Source organism: Gloeothece verrucosa PCC 7822 (assembly GCF_000147335.1).
GTDB lineage: Bacteria > Cyanobacteriota > Cyanobacteriia > Cyanobacteriales > Microcystaceae > Gloeothece > Gloeothece verrucosa.
The window spans coordinates 378,535-401,634 of record NC_014534.1; the positions used below are offsets into that span (position 1 = coordinate 378,535).

The following is a 23,100-nucleotide window of genomic DNA, read 5'->3' on the forward strand; positions in this document are numbered from 1 at the left end:
TTTTAGCCAGTTAATACATTCGGAGGGAGATCTGAATAATTCAGACCAGAAGTCTTCTCAAAACCCTTCAACAACCAATAACGATTTATAGCATTTCCCATACTCATGAGGTACAGTAACAGCAATGAGCAAACCAGTTGCGAATATCTTTTTGAGTCACTTGTAACATGGCAAAAGTAATGGCATCTATTAAATCTTTATAGTTTCTGGCTTTAATTTTTCTTAAAATAGCTTTGACTTTTGACCAAAAGTTTTCAATTGGAGAAAACTCAGGAGAATAAGGGGGTAAATACATTAAACTAGGGCGTGTCTGCAAACTCACTTTATAGCCAGAGAAGTATAGAAGCGATCGCCAACATGGCCAAATAGTTGTGTGCATATTTTTCATATCTTGTAGCTATGCGACGAAACTGTTTAAGTCGGTTAATTAACCTTTCAACTCGATTCCGTTCACGGTACAACCCTTTATTAAACCGTTCACGTCTTTTTTCATTACTTTTGCGGGGAATAATAGGGGTTATCCTTTTTTTACGCAGCTTTTGCCGGATAGCTTGGCTACTGTAACCTTTATCGCCAAGAAAGTATTTAAACCGATGTTTAGGCCGTCCTCGCGCAATTTTTTTAACTTTTCCCCCTTTGAGCAAATCATCAAAACCAATAGTATCGTGTCGTTCTCCAGAGGTTAGACTGAAAGCCATTGGTTTTCCCAACCCTTCAGCCCGTATGTGTATTTTAGTAGAAAAACCACCCTTACTTCGCCCTAAAGCTTGATTTTGTTGCCCCCTTTTGCACCGGCTGCGTGCTGGTGCGCTCGAACCACTGTACTATCGGCCATGTGAACCTCCCAATCTATTTTTCCTTCAAAGTCGGCAATTGTTTGAAGTTTTTGCCAAACTTCGTCCCAAATTCCTGCTTTTTGCCATCTGTAGAAGCGGCTTGAGACAGTGCTATGAACTCCATAACAGTCGGGTAAATCCCTCCAAGGCGCACCAGTTCTTAAAATCCATAATATTCCATTAATTATTTGCCTGTGGTCATGCCCCGGTTTTCCTGTCTTTGCTTTTTGAGATGGTAGCAGGGGTTTTAGTTTTTCCCATTGCTCATCGGTTAAGTCTCCTCTTCTAATTTCTAGGTTGCTAGGGTTAGCGATCGCTGTCATATAACAGGTTGGTCATAAGTAATTTTACTCAGTATAAAAGTTCGCAGACACGCCCTAATAACCTAAGCGGGCTAACTCCTTATTTTACTGATATTTTCCGTATAGTCAATTATCATCAATTATCAGGAGAAAAAAAAGGAAAGTTGACCTATATTCACCTTATAGAGGATATTATCCAGAAACATTCCGCACAATGGACAATGATAGCCAGAAACGAGACGGGATGACATTAGCTACATCTATTGTTCAAGCAAGGGTGGGAGAAAGTTTCGCCCCCTAGACTCTCATTTGAATTTCAGTAGAAACCGAATTTACAACCATTTAATGATGAGGTGATCGGAGTCATTTTAAATGTTGCCCCTGATTTTTTAGCTCTCATCTAATGAGGTAGCGCTTTCCACAGAAGGGATCACCAGCAAAATTTCTTTTCGTCCCAATTTTTCTACTAATTCTGAAAATGATGATAATCCCAAAGATAGTGCCAGTGCCCTAGCACCGTTCCATCCTAGATCGGTAACCGTAATAGTTCTATTCTTTTTTGGCTCATCTTGGGCTAGAGGGCGACCCTCGTGTTTTAGGTTAGCAAGAGAATTGGGATGAGATCCTCGACCTGTATAAGTCATTTTTATTTAGTCTTTGACGAATTTCTCTACTCCAAATGTATAATAGAAAAAGAATAATTAGCAAATCTTGTAATGTCGAATAGGCTCCTGAAAAACCCCAACTAACTGCTGGTTTCCACGCTATGCTCTTTCCCCTTCCCCGACTATTACGAGGAGAAAGGGGGCCGCTTCTCTAAACGAAAAACCCCGATTCGGGTGTTGCTATTATAGCTAATTTATCCCCTAACCTTCGATAGCTGTCGAATAATTTTTCTTTATGCTCTAATTCCTGCTTTATTCTCAAACGTTCCACCCATGTCCGACTTATTATTCGCATCTAATTCTATACCTGTCGTTACCGATGATTATTTAACGAGCGAGGAAGAACAAGAATTGTTACAGCTTGAGGGCTGTATTGAGCGCTCGTTTTACCAAGCTGGTCAAGCCCTAAAAGCCATTCGGGATAAACGGCTTTACCGCTTTCTCTATGCTACCTTTGAGGACTATTGTCGTGAAAGGTTCGGGTTTGCGCGACGGCACTCTTACCAGTTAATTGATGCGGCTGTTGTTATGGATAATCTTTTAGCCATCGAAGCCCAGTGCGAGTCGGGGGCACAAACTGAAAATATCTCCGATAATTTGTGCGCCAATGGCGCACAAACTGAAACAATCATTTCAGGCGAAACGCCTGTCGCTAAGAACATAACGCCCCGACAAATTCTTCCCACTAGCGAACGGCAAGTTAGGCCACTTACATCTCTCAATCCCTCTCAACAACGCGAAGCCTGGGCTAAAGCAGTCCATCTTGCTAAAGGAAAAGTTCCCAGTAATCGCATCGTAACCCGTGTGGCCGAGCAAATCCGCTCCTCGACAGCACCCGCTCAGGATAGCTCCCATGCCTACCACTTAAAACTTAATCCCTCCGGTCTGGTAAAAATCCATGATTCGACCAACCCCATGATTGATCAGTGCCTTGGACGCATTGCCTGTGTCAATTCAAAAACTGTAGAAGTCTGGGTGCGCGATGTAGAGCAAATGGTGATCAATAAATATAATCTCAAACATAACCAAGTTCAACCACTCTCTTTTGAACAAGAGCCTTCCATCAAAGAAATCGTTGAGCGGCTCACTCAATTAAGACACTTGCCCTTAGACCCCTTTGAAATAGAAATTCTTAACCTTTTAGATAGAGTAGTCGTCCTAACTCCGGTTGAAGAACAGTATTTAGCTTTAATAGGACAGAATCATCAGGGAGTTAAGGCTATTTCTCCCTTAGAGGAATTAATTTAGCAGAAAATGCCAATGGGTTAATAATACTTTTAGGCAATCTATGCTCTTCTTACGTAAAACTGTTTTTTCTCATTAATCTATAAAATGCCTCAGAACATAAAAGTTGTGTATAAACTTTTGAGTGATCACCTCGGATTTTCAACATCCTAGTTAATGATTATGGGCACTCCGAGTAGAGATTAATTTTTATTAGTTATACCTGTACCTCCGCTCAAGGCAATTTTTGCACCAATATGTTGACTTTGTGCCCGCTCCCTGTCTAAAATTAGACACAGTTTTTAGGTTACTTCTCCCCCTTGACAATGAAATCAAATGAATCCAAAATGCCTCTTACCCGACAAGTTCGCCATTATCAAAAAAGCCGAGATAATTGGAAAGAAAACGCCGCCCTTAAACAACGTACTCTTCGCTCTTACCTTCAACTCACTCGTTCTTTAAAAAAAAGCCGCGACAATTGGAAACTTCGCGCCAAACAAGCTGAAGCCAGGGTTAAGGAACTCGAAAAGAAACTAAGCTCAATAGACCCTCAAAACGCTTCAGAGTCAGCCTCTCATTCATCAAAAGCTATCGATGATGAGACAATTCCCGGTCATCATTATTCTTTAACTACTGTTTCCGTTGTCGTCCGACAGATCATTAAGGTAGGTAATAGCTACCGGGGTGTAGCTAAAACAATGGAGCTAGTCTCATCACATTCTTCCTTCGGTACTCCCCATTACAGTAGTATTAAAACTTGGATTGAAAGGATCGGTTTATATGAATTACAACGCCCCAAAGAAAAACGCTCAGATTGGTTATTTATTGCCGACTTAACGCTCGAATTAGGCAAATCTAAAGCTTTGGTTATTTATGGTATTCCTAATCGCTATTGGCAGAGATATAGATTACGTCACCCAAACTCTTCCCTTCCAACCGATGGACAAATCCTTGCCCTTGAAGTCACTGACGAAGCCACCGGTGATTGGATTTATGGCGTTTTACAATCCGTGAGCCAACAGGTGGGCACCCCTCTTCAAATTATTAGCGATAGAGCCAGTAATCTCTATAAAGGCATTCAACTTTTTCGAGCCTACCATCCTGGAGTCATTTACACCTATGATGTTACTCATGCGATGGCTAACTTGTTAAAAAAACAGTTAATTTTTGATGAAGATTTTCAAAATTTTCTAGCCGACTGCCATCAATGTAAACTCCAACTTCAACAAACCGAATTGGCTTTTGCCGCCCCTCCACCTCAAAGAACACAATGTCGTTATTTTAACCTTGAACGTTTAGTTAATTGGGCTAGTCATATACTTAAGAGTGATTTAACGCTTTTCTCTCAACTTCTTCCCAATTTACCCCTTTATAAACTTCAAGCTAGATTAGAAGATAAATTGGGTTGGTTAAAAACTTATCTTGAACCGATTAAAATTTGGAAACATCTCCTTTTCCTGACTCGAACTTTAGAAAAACAACTTAAATTTTTCGGTTTAAACCCTGGCTCAATTTCTTCTTTTTCGGATCGCTTATCTCACCGGAAAATTCCTGATTTTCTCCAACCTTTTCAACAACGCATTTTTTCTTATTTAGAAGAGCAAGTGTACTTTAAATAATTATTGTCATTTTTTAAAGAATTAATGTCACAGTTTTAACCCTCCTCATTATAGTCTTAAGCTCTCTCTGCATCAGGCTTTCAGCCACTTAAAGTCGAAAAATAACCTCAACCCCTATTTTAAAGTAAATGATGTCATTTATTGAAAAACTCTGCTAAACTTTTTAAAGTAAATGGTGTCATTTATTGTTTTTTCACACCAACCTTTGTCTTAAACTATCATGACGCTATCAGGCATAAACTTTAATGAAATCGAACTAGACGCTGATGAAGAAGACTTAAAGGCATTAGAAAATCCCAAAATCCCTCAAAAGTCCTTAAAGCTCATTAATACCGAACTTCCTCCCAAAGTTGAACAAAAACTTGATGCTCTGAATGCTATTGGGCAAGCATCCAATAAAAAGGAACGTGCAGAAGCCATCAAGCAAGCGGCTATTTCTCTTGGGAAGAGCGCTCGCACCATTAGACGGATGTTGGCAAAAATAGCTCATGAAGGAGTGGCGACCTTAGCGGTTGGTCGTCAAGATAAAGGACAATATCGCATATCTAAGCAGTGGCGTGATTTCATCATCAAACTTTACAAATGGGGACAAAAATCCGGTTCAAAAAGCAATATCAGTCAACTCTATGTAGCTATAACGTCTTTAGCGTCGCAAGGAGAAAAACTCAGAATGGATGTACAGAGAAAAGATGGTATTGCCAAATATTTAAAACCTTATCCTGAAGTCTTAGAAGATTTAATCGCGCTCAAATATCCTTCTCATGTCACTGTCTATAAAGTAATTAATGATGAACTCCAAAGAAAGAAAAAGTTTAAAGCACGTCATCCAGGCGCAGATATTGACCATCAAATAGTGCAAACGATTGACGAAAACCTACATATTACCCATAGCAATCAAATTTGGCAAGCTGACCATACTCAACTGGATGTATTTATTGTTGAAAATCTTAAAAATAAAGATTCATTACTCAAACCCGAAATTATCCGAGATAGAAAAGGAGAACCCATCCGTCCCTATTTAACAGTCATCATGGATAGTTATTCGGGGTGTATTATGGGTTATTATTTAGGCTTTGTAGCAGCCGATTCTCATCGAGTAGCATTAGCTTTGCGTAACGCCATTTTACCTAAGCCGGTACAAGAAAAGTATGGATTAATCAATGAATGGGTTGAACATGGCATACCTGAATATCTCGTAACCGATAGAGCCAGAGAATTCAAGAGTGACCACATGAAACTCGTGTCCACCCAATTAGACTTTAAGTGGAAACTTAGAGCTTTTCCCTCAGCCGGTGGATTAGTAGAAACGATTTTCAATCAGACAAATAATGAAGTCTTAAAAAATTTACCAGGATATACAGGTTCAAAGGTAGATGAACGTCCAAAAAATGCAGAAAACCACGCTTGTATGACCTTTGAAGAGTTAGAGAAAGAATTAGTCCAATATTTCGTAGATCATTATAATCAACATCAATACCCCAAAATGAAAATTGAGCCTCAATTTGAGGTTCTCACTCGTTCAAAACGATGGCAGAGCGGGTTAATAAGTGGTGCAACTATTATTGATGAAAGAACATTAGATATCTGCCTATTAAAACAAGCCCATCGCCGAGTTCAAAAATTGGGAACGATTCAGTTTGAAAATCTAATTTATATAGGGGATTGTTTAAGAGACTTTATTGGAGAAGAAATATCTTTAAGATATGACCCGAGAAATATTGTGACACTACTTGCTTATACTTCTTCTAATCAGGAAGAGCCGAGTGAGTTTATTGGAGTGATAAAAGCTAGACATTTTGAGCATGAACAAATGACGTTTGATGAGTTGAGATGGATTGTTCAAAAACTGAAAAGACAGTGGAAAAACGCGGATAATATTTCTATTCTCAACGAGCGATACAACCACCTTAACTTTATTGAACAAAAGCGAGTTAAAAAGCGACAAAAACGCAAAAAAGCTCAACAAAAACGAGATGAAACTACTAATGAATCTAAAATTGTTGAAATCTTTCCCCAAAATGCCCTTGAACCTGATGACAAAACAGTGATAGAAGAGGCAACAGAAGCGAATACAATGGGACAAAAGCGCAGACTGAGTAAAATCCATCAGTCCTCTCTGCCCGAAAGCCATCCCAGAGTGAAACGACGACGCTCAGGAATTGCTGTCCATGTTCAAGATTGGAACGAATATAAAAAAAATAACTGGTAAATGGTTATGACTAAAAATAATTTAGCTCAAAAGAAATCCGTTCCTTCAAAGTCACCGAAAGTTAATGATTTAGTCCACTCGTGCGAAGAGTTACAACGCCGAACTCCGGCTCAACAGACAGAAATTGAACCTATTGGGAAAGCGGATACTTATTGTTATTTAGATAGAGATGATGAGTTATTTACTTGGTTAAATGACCAGCGAGATTTAAAGTTATGTGGCTACATAGTGGCAACGAAAGGGTCGGGTTTACCGAAATCTTGTGAGTATTATCGCCTGGCTCATGTAAAACGGCGAGGCTCATTGTTTGAAATTCCGGCAACGGTGTTTTATTTAGAGATGTTGCAGAAGGGAAAAGCAACGGATTTATATCAGGCAATCTTGTCAGAATTTGGGCACCCCTTGCCGACTTTGGGCAAGTTAAACAATTTACGTTCAAGAACTTGGGATAATTTAAAACGTTATGGGGTTAAGATTTTGATTGTTGGTAAGGCAGATTATTTGAAGTTAGAGGCGTTTAATGAGTTGATTGATTTATATGAGCATTTGAGAATATCAGTAGTTTTAGCAGGAACTCATTATTTGGAAGATATTTTAGGACGAAATCATTCGGCTTATGTGCGAGTGAGTAATTCTTTTTTAGAATGGTATGAGTTTCCTTCTTTAACCTCAGAAGATGTGGTAACAGTAGTTGAAGATTGGGAAAAAAAGTTTTTAACGCCAAAAAATCGTTTAAATTTAACCCAGTCTCCAGAAGTTGTTGAAACTTTAAAAGAAAAATCTGGGGGATTAATTGAGAGCTTATACGATCTTTTGCGACAAATTGCGATGTTTAGTACCGATGACCCCTATTTTGAATTAACGCCGTCTAATATTATGGCTTACCTCAGCCATCGAAAACCGCCAACGCAAAAGTTAGGGTAAGGAAATATGGTGGAATTTGAAGCCGGTTTTCAACCCCCTTGGTATCTAGAACCATTAGAAGGGGAAAGTATCAGCCATTATTTCGGACGTTATTGTCGGCATGAGTCAGTGAGTTCACCGTCTCAGTTGAGTAAAGCGGCAGGAATTGGCCCAGTTTTAGGACGGTGGGAGAAATTTCGTTTTATTCCCTATCCAACGCACAAGGAGTTAGAAGCTATTGGAGGATTAATTGGATTATCGGTGGCGCAACTAAAGGCGATGTTACCCCAGGAATCTATTAAGTTATTGCCCATTCGCTTGTGTGCGCTATGTTATGGAGAAAAACCGTATCATCGAATGGAATGGCAATATCAATCACGGTTAAATTGTGAGGTGCATGGGGTTAAATTATTGACGAAGTGTCCTTCTTGTCGTCAATCTTTTGCGATTCCGTCTCAGTGGGTGGAAGGGAGGTGTCAGCGATGTGGAATGGGGTTTAAACGGATGGGGAAGCAATAATTAGAAGCTTTAAAAGTTTTTTAGAAATAATAAAAAAAAGAGGATCTATAAAATAATTTTCAATAACTGTCCTAATCAATTATTATAGAATAATATTTCTTAGTGCATTCGAGTTCGATGTCTTCCTTGTCCGTAATTCGCGCTCGCCTTCTCGCCTCCGAAGAGAAACTTTCTTATCTCTGGCAGCTTATGGCGCAACCCTACAGCCAATTAATTCAACTCTTACTCGACTATATCGCCAATCATCCTGATTTCCCAACTTGGCTTGACAAATTCAGACTCCCTGATACATTAATTAAAGAATTTATTACAACTCATCAAACCAAATATCTCTGCCAAGAATTGCCCGGACGCTTTCGACAATCCGCAGTTACTCTCGTCAAAAATATTTATAAATCTTGGTTTGCTCACAAAAAAAGTAAACTTCTTTCCCTTCAAGGCAAAAAACGCTTTTTATCCATGCTTAAAAGCGATGAACAACTCCTACTTGAAAGCGGTTATGATTTATACACTCTCACATCACACGCCCAAAATTTACTCCAACAAGTACAACTGGAACTAGAAGAACTTTGGCAACAAGAAGGAATCAAACCTGAAGACGAACAAAGTATTTTCGGGAAAATAACTAATAAACTCTACGAATTACACGACAAAACCCAATCCATTCCCAAACGCTGTGTTATTGCCTACCTCATCAAAAACGGCAATCAAATTCGAGGGCGAACCCGAAGACAAAGAAGCCTACCTACTACGTCGCACCCAAAAAGAAATCCAAATTCAACGCCTTGAAGCACAAATCCACTCTTGCGCCCCTCATCCCAGACTCAACGATGATAGTTTATGGTTAGATGCCCTAAACCAGTCTCTAACAGGCATTACCGAAGTTAAAGACCTTCAACAAATCCAAAGACAACTTCTGCAAAAATTTCCCCATTTACCCTATCCCGTCTTTTACAACACCAACACCGACCTGGAGTGGTCAATCAACCACCAAGGACGTATCCGTGTCAGCTTCAACGGACTCAAAAAAAAGGGAATTACTCTAGAAATAGCCTGCGATGAGCGACAATTGCCTTATTTCCAACGCATCTTATCCGATTATCAATGCTTCAAACGAAAAGATCTACCTGTACCCGTACCCGGTGGTTTAATGCTGTTACGTTCTGCCCAACTTATCTGGAAACCCATAGAAGGAAAAGGGCAACCCTGGAATACTCATCATTTGTACCTTCACTGCGCCATTAATAATCAACTCTGGTCAAAAACTGGTATGGCGAATATTCAGCAAGAACTTATCCAAGAAACTCAAAAACAATTAAATAAATGTTTTGCCAAAGAAGAACAAAACCCCTTAACTAATAATCAGAAAAAGAACATTTTGCGTCTAGAAAGCTCTTTACAAAGGCTTAAAACCTTCGATATTGCCTACTTAAACCCTTTTCAATCGCACTCTTACCAAGGTAATCCCCACATTATTGTTGGCGTAGCGATTGGACTCAAAACCCCCATTACCATCGCCATTGTTGATCTTCAAACCCAAGCTACCCTTGGTTTTCGTTCTCCAAAACAACTCCTTAAACGTCGCCGTCAAATTCTAGTCGCCAAAGCCAAAACCGAAGATAAAATCCGATTCAGTCCCCGAAAAAAGCGAGAAATCACCGATTACGAACTTTTTCAAGACTACCTACACAAAAAGCACTCAAACAAACACGAACGCCATAAAGCCCAGAAAAAATTTGCTGATACTCAATTTGGAGAAGCTAATGCTGGACTTTATTTCAACCGACTTTTTGCTCAAGCTATTGTCGAAGTTGCCCACAGCTACCAAGCCAGTGTTATTGTCCTTCCCGACCTCACCAATATCCGAGAAGCGATTGAATCAGAAGTTAGAGCCAGAGCCGAGCTAAAATATCCCGGCAATAAAACTCAACAACAACGATATGCCAAGGACTTCCGCGTCACGGTCAATCAATGGAATTATAACCAACTTGGTCAATGTATTAATTATGCTGCTAAAAAAGCTGGACTTAAAATCGCTATCCTAAAACAAACTATCAAAGGCAGTTCCCAACAAAAAGCCAGACAAATTGCCCTTACCTATTGGGAAAAACAGCAACAAACCCAAACACCATTCAATGTACAAACCCCTAACAATCTGGTATAATTATAGAGCGCCAGCATTCATGCTTTTAGCTCACGAATGTTGGGAGTGAGGGTTTGTTTGACTTAAATAAAGTCTTACTTTCTGTACCCTATGGTACTGTTTGCCCCGTCGATCTGAGTCAGATAGCGTTCCACTGCTGACTGAAACAACCCGATTATAACTAAAACCTCGTGTTTTTATTATACATCGGTAAGGCCGCACCCAAGCAAAGGGGGTCTGGATTTCTGGGTGGACCTACTCTCACTTTTAAAGAGTCCCGGAGCCTAACGCCAACCATGAAAAAATGCCATTCATTGACATTCTATCATGGCGAGTGTGACGCTAAGGTTATCAATATGATAGCTAGTTGTCGTAATAAACGGTACTCAAATCACCCTTCCCAAGGGAATCTATCAATGAAACTCACATTTGACGGCTCCAAGTGGGGGTAAAATTCCACACAAAGCCAACAAATTGCTAGAACCATTACTTTATTTAACTTTTAGGAGTAGTTTTTCGCTCACCCAAACCTGACAAAGAGGCTGAAATAAAGTTTTTGAACGAAGCTATCAAAACATTTCTTAAAAGCTCTGTTAAATAAGGGTGAGAGTGCTCGTAGAGTTTCATGAGGGTTTTTGCTCTCTAAATGATTGAAAGCTTAAAGGAATAGTAAGAAGCCAAGAACGAAGTTCTTGTTTCATAAGGGTTTTTGCTCTCTAATTGATTGAAAGTAGCGATTCTGCTGTTAAATTCGATAAAGAAAGTGGTTTCATAGAAGAAATTGAAAGGTACACTTGGTTCGGGACTTAAACGCTACCCTAAAATTCAAGGTTAGTGTTCCTTGGGGTGAATGCCTGTACTAATATTTTTTTTGACATTAATTCTTTAAATCAGAAAAAAATATTGTTTCTTCAACTAAATTGAGGGGGCATCCCAATTAGATAATAGCTCAAAAGTCGATGGAGTAAGGCTTATAACAAATTTTTTCTTCCCATTTTTGACATTAATTCTTTAAAAAATGACAATAATTATTTAATGTACAAATCCCTTTTTGGTCGTTATAAATATTTTTCACAACGTTGTCCTTTATCCGAACTTCGTTCTCTACTTTTAACTATTCCTTTAAGCACTATTGATTTTAATAATCAATTTATCAAAGATGCTTTAACTACTGTTCATTGCTCAGATTTATTCCAATGGATTAATAATACCTTTGGTCAATCAATGCTCTCCAAACGTAAAATTCTTTTTTCAAGTTAATTACTACTTTTTATTATCTCTCGCTTTTTACAGAAAATTAACGTCCAGTTTCATCCTTTATCGAGTGCCATTTTCAACAGGCCACCAGCCAGCTATGAACAAAGATGGTACATCAGCGCCCCTGTTCTTAAGGCTTTGGCCGGGGGCGCTCAGGTTACTATTAATGAAACCATGAAGAACTTAAAACCGCTTCTTGATGAACATCATTTCTCACTCGGTTTGGGGACTCAGCATAACCGTTCCTTCCACCAAGGGGAACAAGTTACTGATTTTGTTAATTTGGATTTTTGAAGGTTTTTAGGCTTCCATTGGCTTCAAATTATCTAAATCAACCGGATGCACACTCTCCATCAGATCTAAATAAACTTGGGCTTTTTTGCCATTGGGATGAATGCTCTTAATTGTCCCCTTCCAACCTCCATCATCAATAACTCTATCTCCAGGTTTAAACTTGATCGCGGACAAAAAAGTCAAACAATCATTGAGAATGCTATGGCAATTGAAACACTCGTCGCTCGACTTCTGGTATTTACTCTCTACGATTTGCTGGAAATGATCTTTGCTCCAACATAATCTTTTTCGATGGTATTCAATCTCACTCTTGAGTTCATCAAGAGTGACGGCCCCTGTGACGAGGGGGGTGACGGCTCCCGTTACGACCTCAACCCCTTGCTCTGTTGGGGTTAGGTCAGGAATGACGACCTCTTGGGATAAATGATCGTCATTAACCACATCTGTTGATGAAGCATTAGTCGAAGAAATTTCTTCAACAATTTTGTCGGAGTCCTGAAGGGGAGGATCATTGTTACAATTTTCTTTTTCCTCAAAGAGTATAGAAGAGTCGTCACTGCCGTCACTTTCCTCTACTGGTAAGGGTTTGGGGTCGTCACCACCCCCGTCATCAGGGTCGTCACCGCCGTCGTCACTTTCCATTTTTTCCAACAATTCATCCAAGCAAGGAATCTCGTAATCCTGGGCAGTTCTCAAGCGCACTCCCATTAAAAACCGCCCCTGATTGGTTTTGCGCTTGTCGACATCCTTTTTGAGCGTCCCCTTGAGCAGTTCGATTAAATTAGCTGAGAAATTGTCTTTGGTTAACGGTTGTCGGCCACTGCGTCTGATATGGTGACAGTAAGAGCCAAATAGGGTTGATTTAAGGGGATTATAATCTTCATCATTCCATTCACGAGCATTGCTGCCGATTTGGGTTTTGGCTGTACAATCAAAGATGATCTCGTCATTGACCCAACTGGCAAGCCCATCCGATCTCTTTTGAGATTCCCACAGAGTTGAAGAAATAACTTGCTTCTTATTTAAACCCTTTAAGGTTGCTTCTATTTCTTCGGTGGGGATAGACAGTAAGTAACTGGTAAAGGCTGATAATTCTGGCTCAAACTCTTTCTCTAGGTTACGCACATTGCCATCGGCTACGGCTAGATTAAACGGAACCATGAGAACCCGTCTCGTCAACCACCGTCCTGAACCTGCATGAAAAATGGGATGATTACTCGAAAGAACACACATTCCCCCAAATTTGAAACTGAACCCGTCTTTATACAGCCGCCGTCCTCTTAATAAGTCCTGTCCTGTCATCTTTTTAAAGTTGGACAGATTCTTACCAGCACTGTCTTGATCTGGGAAAATAGCCAACGCCTTCCCAAATGCCTCTGCTATGGCATCTTTTTCATTTAAGCTAGGAAAATCCAGTGAAATCGTGTTTTGTTGTCCCACCAGGGCCACTAACAGATTCATAAAGCTACTCTTACCCGAACCGCCAGTCCCAATTAAATGTAGGAACTTCTGGAGATCTGCCCGTTGTCTCAAAACAGCCGCCGCGTAACAAATCAAAATTTGTTTATGGGTCTGGTTGTTTTGGGTGGCTTCAGTTAACCACTCGTCAATTGTGGTCCATGATCTTGATAAGGGGTTAAACGGACGAGGCAGAACCCAGGTTAAATAGTTATGGGGTGAATGTTCTCTAGTTTTGCCAGTAGATAGCTCATAAACACAGTCGGAGAAACCCACTAAATCCTTGGTTGAAGGCCATTCTTTAATGTAAAGTGCTTTTTTGAGAAGATCCTCTACGCCATTGAGATAGGATGAGTTGAATTCATAACCACGGGCTTGCAAGATGTTGTAAATTTGAGTCTGAATACGTAAATTCGAGACGGGAACCCAAGAACCATCATGCAACAGAGAGTTTTCCTGATACTCTAGCCACGTATTAGCTTGATCGTTGTACTTAAATTTGTCGTTGTATAGCTCCTGGATTTGAGCTACCAGTCGACTTTGCTTGGGCAGTCCTGTTGAGGGTTGCTCATTGGAATTATCCTCTTCTTCTGAGGGCTGATTGTGACGGGTTTCTACCGCTTTATGTATGGCGAGTTCTAATCGCTTAATAAATTCGTCTCCACTCATCCCTTGAGCTAATCCCCATTTGACCCAATCGACAATATCTCCAGTCTGAGGGATTTCTGCCCATATTTCAAGGGGGTTTAAGATAAGTACAGGAAACTTTACCCGTCCCGATGCGACTAAAAGTTTCTCAGCTTTGCGCTGTCCGTCCGAGTCATTGTCTGGCCAATACACTAAACCGGTTACATTATTGTTTTTTAATTGGGTTAGCAATATTCCTAAGTCAACTTCGCTCCAGGAACCACCCTGCATGGTGTTAGCAACTAGCATTAGGCTTCGGGCAATCTCTACACAGCTTTCTCCCTCCACCCCCAAAACCCATTTGTTTGAGCCAAATGCGATCGCTTCTTCTATCCTATAAGCTGGCCATCCAACTTGTCCTTTGGCATTAATCCACTCACCGTCTGAGTTTTGATGATAGGGCAGGGTTATCTTAGTCTTCTTCTTTATTTTAATACGGTTCCCCTCTGAGTCATAATGCTCATTCCGTTTCACGTACTGCGTTGGGGAATAGGGGTATTCGATGATAATGTCATAGCCCCATGACTTTGTAACCTTTTCTTTTTCTGGACTGGTTACAGCTTCAGGCAATAAGGCTAATTCTATCTCACCATCAGGGATGGGAAAAGGAACGGGTTTAGAGGCTTTTTTAAGCTGTTTGTTGGAATTTCTTCCCTTTTGAGTGCCCTGTAAAGCATAAATGGGATCTCCATCTTTTGCATTCTTGATATGCTTCCATTCGGGAGGGGCGAAGGGGGGTTTAACGCGGTGACACAGCACAGCTTCTTTAGAGGGCGCTCTTGTACACCAATCTTCTTTAGAGCATAAGGGGCAGGGTTCTTGTTCCGTGACTTCTGGCCATTTCTCTACATCTGTTAGTCGATCTGTTTCTGTTACTTGCATGGTTTTTTTTTCTCCTCTTTGGTGTGTTTGGAGGAGATTCCCGATCTTTTCTGCCGCTACTTCTACACCTGTCCTATGATCTAAATACTACGTTATAAACTCTGGAGCGAGTTTCTGGGTCTGGTTAGGGATTTAATTAAAGCCTCATCAGACAGGTTTTTTCGTAACTACTGGATCGAGAAGCCTCCAGTTTTCTAATTAATCATTGGGAATATGGAACCTATCACCGTTATTGATTGACAAACGGTCTGTTTTTAGTGTCTCTTCACCTAGCTCTGATTATCTAACTCGTTCTATCGCTCTTAGTTGTTTTTGAGGAACGGTTTTGGCTAATTCTTAACAGATGAGTCAAAAATTTTGGCAAAAAACTCCCCTCTAACTATTGCTCTTTGAAGAAATAGTCTTGTATAATCGAGCCATGAGTTAGTGCGAGCCGTTCCATAGAAACTTTCTCTATAAAGAAAGGGGATTATGGGGCTGTATCATTCGTATACAGAACAAGGTCATAATCTTAGAGGTTTAATTCCTCTCCTCCGAACCACAGGAGTGAATGCGTAACCCACATTTTAAGGCTATTGGTTAACCTTATCTTGCGGTGCATGGGTTAAATGGGAGTAAAACGAAGTTACTAGCTTATCCTTCCTAGCGAAGCTACTCAAGGTTAACGTACAGTAATTAACTCAATCACGTCGTTATGGCGCTGCGAGAGAAAGTAACTGGTAAATTCTACATTCACAGTAGAATCCCTCAGAGCGGTGATGGTCTACCTGGTATATACGGGAGTAACTGAGTCACCGATATCGGGTACACTCAGCAGTTTACAAACAATGAGACTGGACTGCATTAAAGTAACTCGTTAATGTGTCGTGGAGTCTAAAAGTCCCGGCGTAATGTTAGAGCCTAAAAGTAGCCAGAAAGGATTATGATCAACGGAAAAACGTTTACGTTTTCTGTCTTTACTGACATAGAGTTTTACCAAAACCTAATGTCACTGAGACAAGGTTAACCAGCCGTATGAGCGTGAACTGTACGATATCCTAAAAAGCCAATGCTGTCAATCGAAAGATAAGGGAAAATCATAACCCGACAGATATGCTTACGTAGGATAAGTTCCGTGTAAGTCACGACCTAGTAATCCTAATAAGCCTAATACTCAGTGAAGAAACCTAAGACACTTCCAAGAGTGGGATATAGGGAACGAAAGGCGTTACACAGACTAAGGTTCCAAGAGGCAACTCGATAGAACTGCTGAAGCTCGAAAGGCGTAAAGGACACGGACTAGGAGCCGTATGAGCGGGAAACTCTCACGTGCGGTTCTGAAGGAGAGGTGAAGGTTGGTGACTTCCTCATCGACTCTAAGTTTTTTAGCTCTGGTTCATAGTTCCCTCCTTCGACGTTGAAAGGAGAAACAAATGGAAATCCACCAATAGAATCACTGTCAAAAAGTTTCCGAGGCTTGTAAGACAGTGATTCTCGTCATTTAGAGGATTTTCTTGTAGTCTCTCACTCAACATAACAATAAACAGAAAATATTTACTAGCATACTACGATCATCTCTGCATTCCAAGCACCTGAAGTAAATTGAAACTTAATTCACCACCAGTTACTTGCCTTTGCGGAAACTGAGTTTAAATGCTGTACAAGGGCTTTCAATAACCACAATTTTTCTAGCTTCTCACTCTTTAGCTCAAAAGTTAACAGATGTTTAATTAAAGGTAAACTTTTAATTTTTTTTGACTAAATGAATTTGTCTTGAAAACTGTTTATATCCATCATGGATCTTGCTCCTAAACGCGGTATTAAGTGGATATCGTGCTATTCTTGGGTATTTGCTCACCTGGATAGGGCGCACTAAAAACCTGATTGGTTAGTTCAATAGTATCATAAAACCGCCTCTTCGGGGACGGTTATTTTTTAGGGGCTAAAAGAGTGCTACTTTCAGTTGATTCGCCGCTTTTCAACTTTTCCCAACTCTTAGACATCAAGGGTGTTAATGATGTTATAGAGCATGTTAATCGATATTTTTGTTTAACACAGATTTTCATAGACAAAAATCTATAATTATTGCTCAAATGTTATTTTTTTTTATCTTGACAACTGTCTAAAGGTAGATGATATTATGAAATTTAGTTGATGGTCTTAAAAAAAGACGAACAATTCTCAAGATTTTCCCTAACTTTCTGAAAAATTATCTGTAAATGGAAAAATTCCCAAATTGGGAATGAAAAACATCTAATAGGTATAAAAGAAAAAATCCGAAGCGAGTTATTTTTGTCAAGCGGAAAAAATTCTTATGAGCAAAAGGAATTAATGACTACTGTCGATATTAGTAAAAACTATCTCAGTCAAATCCCAAATAGTAGAACACAATGAGCAATCCTTTCAATAATATTCATGTTGGTCTATCAGCTAACCTAATTAAAGGATTAAATTCTGATTGGAACCCCGCAAGTGGCAAGTTGAACATTTTATATTCACCCTCTCAACAATGTTGCAATTGCACATCGGAATCGGAAACAGTGCAAGATCGAGGTCAGTGGCAATATCCGGTTATTACTTTGCATGAAAGTGTGCAAAGCTTGTTAACTGAGTTGATTCCTTATGAGGTTGTTAACCCTTCTTCTGAATGTCATGTGCCTACCCTTCCTGCTGGGGCATTGGTAATGGGTGGGGTGAGCAACAAGGAGGCAGTAAAGCAACTTTCAGAAACTATTGGTGTTGACCTATCCAATCCTGATTACCGCTACGCACTAGTCAAGCTGACTCGGAAAGATGGCTCTATCACTCATGCCTCAGTCAAACAGGATATTCTGATACACTACAGACCCAAGAATCTAGACCCTAATTATGGCATTACAGAAGATTTCAACCATGCCATGATCAAACTGCGGCATTCTGGCAAAAGTATGGAGCAAGATTATGGAGACGCTATAAGACAAAAACAAGTAACAAGTTACCTCGATCACTTTAAAACTTGGGGTACGCATTTTGTATCACAAGTGGACGTTGGTGACACAATTATGCAGGTATTTGCCTATCCATCTGCAAAATTTAAACGGGTTAAGAAAGCCTATTCCAATCCCAGTGGCGAAAACTCACTAGAGGGATCACAGTCTGTTAATTTTGTTTATTACACGACTGACCTGAATAAGGGCGAATTTGGCTTTGTTAAAGAGTATGGTCAGATTCTCAACTTGAGTAATTCATCTATCTTTAGGCAGACGTTTAAGGAAGATAAATGGCTGGAAACCACTTGGTCTAAAACTAATAGTGTTTTTGCACTTTTTAGCAACGAGGCAAAGCTAGGCCTCCGCGATCTCCAGGAACAGTTCCAAGACAAAGTACCTATTCGCGTACAATTGAGCACAATGACTCTCCTTGTCGAATTCAAGCGGGCTTTGATTTGGCAGCGCGTGATAAGTGCAGCTTTTGTTCAGAAATACCAGTCCTCAATAGAGGCTAATTTCAAGGTTTATGATACCCGCGATTTTGTGGCAATGCTCCCAGAAGATCAACCCGGCTTGTTGTCAACCATTGGAACGCCCAGGATCAATGTCTATAAAACCAGGATAGATATTGGTGATATGCAGTTTGTTGCTCCCGAAGAAGTGAATGATTTTACCCTGTTTGCTAATGTGCTATCTTCTTCAGCTAGTGGCACGGTAAAACTCCCAGGTAATAACGTCCGTCTCTTTGGTCAGGTACTGGATATGCGTCCCTCTAACTCTGGTCAACCAAAAACCATAATGTTAAACGATGCTGCCTATGATGGGTTCGAGGTAGCCTGTAGTGAGTTTCTCGGTGCCTTAGCTGTACGCAATCAAGCGAATACTAAATATAATGTAATTGTTGATGGTTTGAAATACGGTCTTTCAGGTGAGGGAAGGGATGCAGAGCCGATTGTTGTAAGCGATGTGCGTCAGGTTCCTCCTGTTACCGCACTTCCATCCCTAGTTGATAGTCTGCAATTCTCCATGACATTTGCAGAGGCAGTGGTCAGTAACCAGGCTGCCTGTCCTAATTATGATATTCAGATATTGGTGCGGAATTATCTACAGTGGATTGCCAAATTCATCCCCGCGGTGACGGAAAATCAGGAGCTGTTGATTTTGCGGGTGCGAGCGCTCGATCTCGCTCACTATGCGACAGACCCATCTTACGGCAGTTTTGTGCCGATCCTACCTTCCACAGAATATGAAAAACTGGTTGAAAAAATTCTTAATTTTTCCTTAGCTATTCAGCAGCAAATTAATGAGTATCAGCAGCAAATTGAGGCTCGCCGACAGGAAGAATTAGTCATTAATGTGGCTAACACCCTCAACGAGAACATTATTGAATCAGGTAAACTTCTAAGTAACCTGATTGCAGCCAATGCCAAGCAGCAAAAGGATATGGCAGACAATTACGATTCTCTCATCACTCAGCAAAAAGCTGAAGCCGAGGAACAGAATTCCCAAGTTGCCAAGATTGAAGCACAGTTGTTTAAACAGCAAGCTGTCGTTAATACGGCAGTTCAGACATACAAAACAGCCGTTCAGCAGTGGGAAACGATAGAGGCAATTAAGTTTGGTCTTGATGTCGCAACGAATGTTTTTAGCCTTGGTACAAGTATCCTCATCCCCTCGTCTTCGATCTCAGCAGTCAAAGATCTGGGTAAGATGGCGCAGCTGATCCAAAAAACATTGAATGTGCTGAACGCGTCTTGGAAGCTCTATTCTGGCATCCAGGCTGAAGTGGACAAGCTTAAGGATGCTCAGAAAACCTTTGATGGTTTAGATGGGGCACAGTTTGGCAGTCCCTCCAGCCTGTCATGGGATGAGATGTCCATAAATTTTGATTTGATCATAGCGACTGGACCTAGCGATTCAACAGTCAATTCAGCTAAAGCGGAACTACAGGCAGCCTTCAAGACTTTGATTTTGCGTGGTAAGGCTCTGACTACTGCCAAATCTGCGCTACACCAGATCCAACGGGATATTTATACCAATCAGCAACAAAAAGAGATAAATGATCGCCAAGCTAAACGACTCGACGATCTTAAGAGTGCTCTACGTCCAGCAAAAATTGAGGATCTAGACAAATCGAAGATCGATCTAATTGGACTTACAGGCAATTTGGTCTTTATCCAAAACCAAATGCTGACGATTTTAGCAAAAGCATTCCTAATGCAAGACCAGGCCTTGCAATATGCCAACCTGCAACCTGCAACTGCCATTACTTCCTTCAGCCTGCTGAAATTCTACGGTGCTTTGGTTACCCAGCAGCAAACTACTATCGAAGCAAAGTCTAAACTTGGCCAGTATCAATCTTCCACTACTAATCAAATCTCGTATGTCATTGATGGCGTTAGTCCCACCGATTTAATCAACGACAATCGGTTTAGTTTCTGCGTCCATTTAGATGCCAGGGAATTTTATCAATATGTCAATGCACGGGTGGTTTCAGTTGTTGCCGAGATTGATGGGATTCAGTCCACTGATAGCGGGAAGTATTTAGTACAACTTACCTACCAGGGAACTCCATTCAATGATCGCGATACAAAGCGCAAAGCTTTAACTTTCCGCACTCCTTGGCGGGAGCGGGTTTACGAATATAACATTGAAACAGGTACTCGGAACTTTAGTGATGGTGGAGTCTCATGGTCTGAAGGTGTCAGCCCAGTCACTCCCTTTTCAAGTTGGCAGATTGCTTTGCCAAATACCGAGACAAACAAGGGCATCACTTTCAAGAATTCTGATCTGAGGATCCGGTTGTCTTTCGTACTCAAAGCGCGAATTGTGGATAAACCGATGGATAAACCGGAGAGTAAACTTGCCAAGAACAAAAGGCAGAAGAGATCTGCCTCGGCCTCATTTAGCACAATATCTGCACAACTTTCCGTTCCCGATCTAGTATCCCAACTGAATGCTCAGGGGTCTTGCACCAACGGGTGGGACGTTGTTTTCAATATGTCTCTGGAGCAGATAAATAAGTCTCTGGAGCAGCAATATGAGGAACTGAAAAACAGCACGACTTATAAGAACATCATTCAAATTCAGACAAAGAAGGCGGATGAATGGGTAGAGGGTCGTTGGCTCATAAACAAGTTCGGTATTGAATATGGCTATCCTCTTCTGAGCTTTTCTAGCAATAACCCAACTAACGCTAAACTTACGATGGAAATATTGAGTGGTAATATTCAAAAATGCATGAAAGATAAGAATGAAGACGAAAAGTGCAAGTCACCTACAGCTATTAATGGTGAGACATTAACCGCTAATATTAAGATAGGCATGATTCAAGGAACGGTTCAAACCGGTAGCGGAAATCATAATGTACTGAAAGTTCAACTAGACATGCAGACTGGCACATTTGATATCAGCAATATCGATCTCAGTGATGACGAAAAGATTGCATTCAACTTGACATTGAAGGCGTATTTTGTCAACAATCCGGTGCTCTTTCTGATCAATCAGCTCGATCTTACTCAAGTGCCAACCCTAGATAATCTCAAGCCAAAGAGTTTCTATTTCAAGCCTTTGAAAACACCCTCTGGCAAGGAAATGTTGCAGCTTTTCATTCAGACGGGCAATCGCAACTTGCTTGATTACACCCAGACCTTCCTCAACAATATCTCCGAACCAATCCCGCTAGGAGCACAGTGCACCCTCATGGTGAAGTCAGGATTGTTTTTCAATTCCCTACTCCCTGAAAGTCTCAATAAAAAGAACTGGAAGATTGAAGGGATTGACCCCGTAAATGACAAAAAGGCGTGGACTGCCAAATTCACGCAGGCTGATGTCTCTGGAAACGTAGATCTCACATCATTGAATAGCCAAATCAGCGGTGGTTATAATTCTTCGACGTGGACAGATACTACTACCTACTACATTCCAGGTGGAAACACTGTCACATGGTCTCTCGCAGGCATGACAATAGAGGCAACAAATCTTGGCAAGATGAAACTGAGTGGAAACCAGAAAAACTCGTTAAATTATATTCAGAAAAACTGCCGCACAACTTATTCTCTATTCGATTCACCAACAAGATGCACTGAATCAAAGATGTCCACGGATGTATCGGTCGGTGTTCTTGCCAACCTACCTCTCGGTGTTGGCGGCTCTGGCCGGGAGCAGACTGTCTATATTAACATAGACAATCAGGCTGTGACAATTACTGGGCATATGTCGGGCGGCGGTCCAAGCAGTTCTGACGATTTGCAAGCGCAAGTGAACCAGAAGATCAATTCGCAAGTTCCTTCGCAAATTGTCAGTCAGCTTAATGTATCGTTTCAGCCAATTTCAGTGTTTGCTCTGAAAAACCTACTGTTCCCATCGAACAATTACATCAATTTCAGTGCTGCCTACGTTCCTGGTGACTTACTAATCGTTGGTACGTTTAGCAATGTCTGATCGCCTAACTTAAATCAAGTATGATCGAATGCCACTAACTTAAGCTGAAAGTCTTACGGAGTCGGGAAAGGGGAAGGGGCAAAGGGCAAAGGGCAAAGGAATAGAAGAGTAAGAATGAGATTCAACCAAGATCCAGGGCAAACGCATCTAAATTTATTTAGCCTTACTAAATACTTCTGTTTAGACGAATGTCGCTAACTTAAGCCGAAACCCTCTCCTCAAGCCGATTTCATTTTTTGTCGGAGAACTGCGCGAGGCTCTTGCATCAACGGATAAGCTTTCGGGCGACGTTTTCTGACTCTAGGTTCAACCCTGCCATTCCTTTTTTTTTGCTGCCATTCCTTTTTTTTTGATAACTCTCAGCCACTTTCTTTAACAGTATTTTGTATAATCGTTGTCTCTTCTCTTTAGTTTTATTAATCCATTTTGGGCTAAAGTTATTTAAGTGTTGTCTAGTAGCTTGTAAAGAAAAACGAAGGGAATTCAAGCCAGAATGCAGACTAGCTTCATACATAACCGACCTGAGTAAATTATAAGCTAATAAATAAGCATAAATTTCTTTTCGGATCATATCTGGAGTTTGGTAAGGATTCAGGTATCAAATATTAGGAATAAGAGAAGGGGTAGAAAAATTCCCATGACCAGCGATCGCCATCAAAGACTGCTCGAAAAAATCGATCACTAGACCTCTTGCAAAAATATTTTGTGCTA

General features: G+C 40.6%; 12 protein-coding genes and 1 pseudogene. 9 read left to right on the plus strand and 4 right to left on the minus strand.

The genetic code is table 11. The features are described from left to right. Positions 1-103 precede the first annotated feature (103 nt). The 3 genes and pseudogenes from CYAN7822_RS32025 to CYAN7822_RS32035 all read right to left on the minus strand — a co-directional run. Positions 104-298 (minus strand): annotated as a pseudogene (locus CYAN7822_RS32025) (transposase); the annotation flags it as partial. Positions 299-323: 25 nt separating this feature from the next. Beyond that, positions 324-1,126 (minus strand): IS5 family transposase gene (locus CYAN7822_RS37120; protein ID WP_245602854.1). Its coding sequence is split into 2 segments (ribosomal slippage): positions 324-778 and positions 778-1,126, totalling 804 coding nucleotides; the frame shifts between segments, so codons are not numbered across the junction. Between the two features lie 401 nt (positions 1,127-1,527). After that, the gene (locus CYAN7822_RS32035; protein ID WP_013335051.1) at positions 1,528-1,782 is read right to left on the minus strand and encodes a hypothetical protein; all 255 of its coding nucleotides are present in this window, start codon (positions 1,780-1,782) and stop codon (positions 1,528-1,530) included. A gap of 294 nt (positions 1,783-2,076) precedes the next feature. Here CYAN7822_RS32035 and CYAN7822_RS35125 point away from each other — a divergent pair, with 294 nt between their 5' ends. From CYAN7822_RS35125 to CYAN7822_RS32075, 8 genes are all read left to right on the plus strand, one after another. After that, positions 2,077-3,051 (plus strand): hypothetical protein, encoded by a 975-nt coding sequence (locus CYAN7822_RS35125; protein WP_013335052.1) that lies wholly within the window; start codon positions 2,077-2,079, stop codon positions 3,049-3,051. Positions 3,052-3,374: 323 nt separating this feature from the next. Beyond that, positions 3,375-4,646, plus strand: coding sequence for a hypothetical protein (locus tag CYAN7822_RS32045; RefSeq protein WP_049802823.1), 1,272 nt, complete (start codon positions 3,375-3,377; stop codon positions 4,644-4,646). Positions 4,647-4,866: 220 nt separating this feature from the next. Beyond that, the gene (locus CYAN7822_RS32050) at positions 4,867-6,855 is read left to right on the plus strand and encodes a Mu transposase C-terminal domain-containing protein (protein WP_013335053.1); all 1,989 of its coding nucleotides are present in this window, start codon (positions 4,867-4,869) and stop codon (positions 6,853-6,855) included. Between the two features lie 6 nt (positions 6,856-6,861). Next, positions 6,862-7,779 carry an AAA family ATPase gene (locus CYAN7822_RS32055; protein ID WP_013335054.1) on the plus strand — a complete coding sequence of 306 codons (918 nt, stop codon included), beginning with the start codon at positions 6,862-6,864 and terminating at the stop codon, positions 7,777-7,779. Positions 7,780-7,785: 6 nt separating this feature from the next. Then, positions 7,786-8,277, plus strand: coding sequence for a TniQ family protein (locus CYAN7822_RS32060; protein WP_013335055.1), 492 nt, complete (start codon positions 7,786-7,788; stop codon positions 8,275-8,277). 117 nt (positions 8,278-8,394) lie between these two features. Then, the gene (gene cas12k / locus CYAN7822_RS32065) at positions 8,395-9,066 is read left to right on the plus strand and encodes a type V CRISPR-associated protein Cas12k (RefSeq protein ID WP_041934279.1); all 672 of its coding nucleotides are present in this window, start codon (positions 8,395-8,397) and stop codon (positions 9,064-9,066) included. Further along, positions 8,954-10,441 carry a type V CRISPR-associated protein Cas12k gene (gene cas12k / locus CYAN7822_RS32070; protein ID WP_157872041.1) on the plus strand — a complete coding sequence of 496 codons (1,488 nt, stop codon included), beginning with the start codon at positions 8,954-8,956 and terminating at the stop codon, positions 10,439-10,441. The genes cas12k (CYAN7822_RS32065) and cas12k (CYAN7822_RS32070) overlap by 113 nt, the downstream gene beginning before the upstream one ends. A 1,014-nt stretch (positions 10,442-11,455) precedes the next feature. Continuing rightward, on the plus strand, positions 11,456-11,680 hold the full coding sequence (locus CYAN7822_RS32075) for a hypothetical protein (protein ID WP_049802824.1): 225 nt from the start codon (positions 11,456-11,458) through the stop codon (positions 11,678-11,680). Between the two features lie 297 nt (positions 11,681-11,977). Here CYAN7822_RS32075 and CYAN7822_RS35130 read toward each other — a convergent pair whose 3' ends face one another. Beyond that, positions 11,978-14,998 (minus strand): DUF5906 domain-containing protein, encoded by a 3,021-nt coding sequence (locus CYAN7822_RS35130; RefSeq protein ID WP_013335056.1) that lies wholly within the window; start codon positions 14,996-14,998, stop codon positions 11,978-11,980. 2,369 nt (positions 14,999-17,367) lie between these two features. Between CYAN7822_RS35130 and CYAN7822_RS32085 the strand changes: the two genes are divergently transcribed. Next, positions 17,368-22,389, plus strand: coding sequence for an MACPF domain-containing protein (locus CYAN7822_RS32085; RefSeq protein ID WP_013335057.1), 5,022 nt, complete (start codon positions 17,368-17,370; stop codon positions 22,387-22,389). Positions 22,390-23,100 lie beyond the last annotated feature (711 nt).